Genomic DNA, 5,000 nt, shown 5'->3' on the forward strand with positions numbered 1-5,000 from the left:
GGACCATCTCCCAAGGCTAAATACTCCCTAGTGATCGATAGTGAACCAGTACCGTGAGGGAAAGGTGAAAAGCACCCCGGAAGGGGAGTGAAAGAGATCCTGAAACCGTGTGCCTACAAATAGTCAGAGCCCGTTAATGGGTGATGGCGTGCCTTTTGTAGAATGAACCGGCGAGTTACGATCCCGTGCAAGGTTAAGCTGAAGAGGCGGAGCCGCAGCGAAAGCGAGTCTGAATAGGGCGTTTAGTACGTGGTCGTAGACCCGAAACCAGGTGATCTACCCATGTCCAGGGTGAAGTTCAGGTAACACTGAATGGAGGCCCGAACCCACGCACGTTGAAAAGTGCGGGGATGAGGTGTGGGTAGCGGAGAAATTCCAATCGAACCTGGAGATAGCTGGTTCTCCCCGAAATAGCTTTAGGGCTAGCCTTAAGTGTAAGAGTCTTGGAGGTAGAGCACTGATTGAACTAGGGGTCCTCATCGGATTACCGAATTCAGTCAAACTCCGAATGCCAATGACTTATCCTTAGGAGTCAGACTGCGAGTGATAAGATCCGTAGTCAAGAGGGAAACAGCCCAGATCGCCAGCTAAGGTCCCAAAGTGTGTATTAAGTGGAAAAGGATGTGGAGTTGCTTAGACAACTAGGATGTTGGCTTAGAAGCAGCCACCATTTAAAGAGTGCGTAATAGCTCACTAGTCGAGTGACTCTGCGCCGAAAATGTACCGGGGCTAAATACACCACCGAAGCTGCGAATTGATACCAATGGTATCAGTGGTAGGGGAGCGTTCTAAGTGCAGTGAAGTCAGACCGGAAGGACTGGTGGAGCGCTTAGAAGTGAGAATGCCGGTATGAGTAGCGAAAGACGGGTGAGAATCCCGTCCACCGAATGCCTAAGGTTTCCTGAGGAAGGCTCGTCCGCTCAGGGTTAGTCAGGACCTAAGCCGAGGCCGACAGGCGTAGGCGATGGACAACAGGTTGATATTCCTGTACCACCTCTTTATCGTTTGAGCAATGGAGGGACGCAGAAGGATAGAAGAAGCGTGCGATTGGTTGTGCACGTCCAAGCAGTTAGGCTGATAAGTAGGCAAATCCGCTTATCGTGAAGGCTGAGCTGTGATGGGGAAGCTCCTTATGGAGCGAAGTCTTTGATTCCCCGCTGCCAAGAAAAGCTTCTAGCGAGATAAAAGGTGCCTGTACCGCAAACCGACACAGGTAGGCGAGGAGAGAATCCTAAGGTGTGCGAGAGAACTCTGGTTAAGGAACTCGGCAAAATGACCCCGTAACTTCGGGAGAAGGGGTGCTTTCTTAACGGAAAGCCGCAGTGAATAGGCCCAAGCGACTGTTTAGCAAAAACACAGCTCTCTGCGAAGCCGTAAGGCGAAGTATAGGGGGTGACACCTGCCCGGTGCTGGAAGGTTAAGGAGAGGGGTTAGCGTAAGCGAAGCTCTGAACTGAAGCCCCAGTAAACGGCGGCCGTAACTATAACGGTCCTAAGGTAGCGAAATTCCTTGTCGGGTAAGTTCCGACCCGCACGAAAGGTGTAACGATTTGGGCACTGTCTCAACCAGAGACTCGGTGAAATTATAGTACCTGTGAAGATGCAGGTTACCCGCGACAGGACGGAAAGACCCCGTGGAGCTTTACTGTAGCCTGATATTGAATTTTGGTACAGTTTGTACAGGATAGGCGGGAGCCATTGAAACCGGAGCGCTAGCTTCGGTGGAGGCGCTGGTGGGATACCGCCCTGACTGTATTGAAATTCTAACCTACGGGTCTTATCGACCCGGGAGACAGTGTCAGGTGGGCAGTTTGACTGGGGCGGTCGCCTCCTAAAGTGTAACGGAGGCGCCCAAAGGTTCCCTCAGAATGGTTGGAAATCATTCGTAGAGTGCAAAGGCATAAGGGAGCTTGACTGCGAGACCTACAAGTCGAGCAGGGACGAAAGTCGGGCTTAGTGATCCGGTGGTTCCGCATGGAAGGGCCATCGCTCAACGGATAAAAGCTACCCCGGGGATAACAGGCTTATCTCCCCCAAGAGTCCACATCGACGGGGAGGTTTGGCACCTCGATGTCGGCTCATCGCATCCTGGGGCTGTAGTCGGTCCCAAGGGTTGGGCTGTTCGCCCATTAAAGCGGTACGCGAGCTGGGTTCAGAACGTCGTGAGACAGTTCGGTCCCTATCCGTCGTGGGCGTAGGAAATTTGAGAGGAGCTGTCCTTAGTACGAGAGGACCGGGATGGACGCACCGCTGGTGTACCAGTTGTTCTGCCAAGGGCATAGCTGGGTAGCTATGTGCGGAAGGGATAAGTGCTGAAAGCATCTAAGCATGAAGCCCCCCTCAAGATGAGATTTCCCATAGCGTAAGCTAGTAAGATCCCTGAAAGATGATCAGGTTGATAGGTTCGAGGTGGAAGCATGGTGACATGTGGAGCTGACGAATACTAATAGATCGAGGACTTAACCATATAATATGTAGCAAATGTTATCTAGTTTTGAAGGAATATGCCTTCAATAGTTTGGTGATGATGGCAGAGAGGTCACACCCGTTCCCATACCGAACACGGAAGTTAAGCTCTCTAGCGCCGATGGTAGTTGGGACCTTGTCCCTGTGAGAGTAGGACGTCGCCAAGCAAGCTTAAGACGAGTCAGAATGACTCGTCTTTTTTGTGTTTTGTAACTTTTTTTCAAAGCTAATTACATATCTATATAAGTTTTATTCGATTTCTTTCGTGATTTTTGATATGTAATTTAAGATTTTCTATTTTATTTCTTAAAGATAAAATTCACCAGTGTGTTAAAATAGTACAGTTGTTTTTTTGATGTACTTTAATATAAGAAGATTTAAGTTAGAAAAGGAGATAATATGAAAAGGATAGGTATAATTACTATAGTAGTCTTAGTCCTTCTAGTAATCGTGTATATGTTAGTTGGGAATTATTTTTATAACTACGCGTTGAATGCGAAACAAGAAAAAGAGTTTTTACAAGATAATCCTCATTTAGTAGAAACGGTAAATGCATCGGGAGATGTATTGGCTACAAATGAAGAAAAGAATGCGAACTTCGTATCGAAGTATAAACCTAACACATTAACTATACGTTCTTTCGATAAATTGAATTTAAAAGGCTATGAATATATGAATGAACAATCTAGTCATAAATGGGCAATTGTGGTTCATGGATACAATGGTAGAGCATCAGAAATGACGAAATATATTCGTAACTTTTATGAACAAGGCTATAATGTCATAGCACCAGACCTTCGTGGACACGGAAATAGTGAAGGGGATTATGTTGGTATGGGCTGGCATGATCGTAAAGATGTTTTGATTTGGATTCAACAAATCTTAAAGAAAGATCCTAATGCTGAAATAGCTCTATTTGGTGTTTCAATGGGCGGGGCAACTGTAATGATGACTTCAGGAGAAGATTTACCTTCTAATGTTAAAGTTATTATTGAAGATTGTGGATACTCAACTGTTATTGATGAATTTACTTATCAACTAAAAGATCTATTCCACTTGCCGAAGTTCCCTGTTATGAATGCGGCAAATACGGTTACTAAATTAAGAGCTGGGTACGATTTAGAAGAGGCCTCAGCTGTAAAACAAGTTGCGAAAAGTAAAACACCTATGCTATTCATTCATGGGGATGCTGATACATTCGTTCCTTTTGAAATGTTAGATGAAGTATATAATGCTGCAAAAGTAGAAAAAGAGAAATTAATTGTTCCAGGTGCTGGGCATGGAGAAGCGGAGAAAGTAGATTCGAATAAATATTGGAATACCGTATGGAAGTTCGTAGGGAAGTATATTCCGGCATAATTAAAGTTGTTGCATTTATATAGACGATAATCGGAGGGATAATAGTTAATCCTTTTGATTATCGTTTTTTGTTAATTAGGTAGTCTGCTATAAGTGTATTTTTGTATGTACTATATGAAGGAGATAGAGCAAAAACTTTTGAATTCCTTAATCTCAGTGCTACAATGATTGAAAACTAAATGTTAATGAGGTGTTTACATGAAAATTGAGGTTTGGTCGGATTTTGTATGCCCATTTTGCTATATTGGGAAACGTAGATTGGAGATGGCTTTAGAGCAATTTCCACATAAGAAGGATGTTGAAGTTGAGTTTAAAAGTTTTGAGTTGGATCCGAATACTCCCGTTTACTCTGGAACAAGTATTAATGAAGTGCTTGCATCAAAGTATGGGATTAGTATTGAAGAAGCTAAGCGTAATAACGTACAGCTAGGAAATCATGCAGCTAGTATGGGTTTAAGTTTTAATTTTGATGAGATGAAGCCGACGAATACGTTTGATGCGCATCGTCTTGCGAAGTTTGCAAAGAATCATGGAAAAGAAAAGGAGATTACGGAAAATCTACTTTTTGCATATTTCACTGAATCGAAAAATTTAAGTGATGTGGATACACTTGCTACTATCGCTGAAGCTTCAGGTTTAGATAAGCAAGAAGCTTTAAATGTTATTAATGATAAAAATGTGTATGCAAACGATGTTAGGGTTGATGAAGCAATTGCACAGCAATATCAAATTTCGGGAGTACCTTATTTTATTATTAATCAAAAGTATGCTATTTCAGGTGCACAACCACTTGAAACTTTTGTTGGTGCACTCCAGCAAGTTTGGGAAGAAGAGAATCCTGCACCGAAGTTACAGGAACTTTCAGTAGATGGTGGAAGCGACCTTTCTTGTACTGATGGAAGTTGTTCAGTGCCGTCAAAAGAACAATAGCTTTTATGATGGAATAGCACCCTATAGATAGTTCTGTGGGGTGCTTGTATATAACTATAGAAGAAATACGTAAATAGATAATTTGATTACGTAAATGAATTCTATAAAATATAAAGTTTTTTAAAATAATGTATTGACGATTATATAAATGAAGTGTAATATAGAACAAGTCGCCGATGACATTAACATCGCAAGCGACAAATGAAATAAAAAACTTAGTTGACATTGAAAGATGAAAATGTTAAC

Annotated in this window: 2 protein-coding genes and 2 rRNA genes (1 of these 4 running past the window's edge); all 4 read left to right on the top strand. The window is 43.1% G+C overall.

Annotated elements, in window-relative coordinates:
- Positions 1–2,466 (top strand): 23S ribosomal RNA (locus tag JFU02_RS20765); it begins 456 nt to the left of the window's first position.
- A gap of 50 nt (positions 2,467–2,516) precedes the next feature.
- Positions 2,517–2,632: ribosomal RNA gene (rrf, locus tag JFU02_RS20770) — 5S ribosomal RNA — on the top strand.
- 232 nt (positions 2,633–2,864) lie between these two features.
- Positions 2,865–3,824 carry an alpha/beta hydrolase gene (locus JFU02_RS20775; protein WP_000821103.1) on the top strand — a complete coding sequence of 320 codons (960 nt, stop codon included), beginning with the start codon at positions 2,865–2,867 and terminating at the stop codon, positions 3,822–3,824.
- Between the two features lie 198 nt (positions 3,825–4,022).
- Positions 4,023–4,754: a DsbA family oxidoreductase gene (locus JFU02_RS20780; RefSeq protein ID WP_000687925.1), complete on the top strand. Its 732-nt coding sequence runs from the start codon at positions 4,023–4,025 to the stop codon at positions 4,752–4,754.
- Positions 4,755–5,000: the final 246 nt, after the last annotated feature.

This window comes from Bacillus sp. TH13, from assembly GCF_016651175.1.
Classification (GTDB): domain Bacteria; phylum Bacillota; class Bacilli; order Bacillales; family Bacillaceae_G; genus Bacillus_A; species Bacillus_A thuringiensis_S.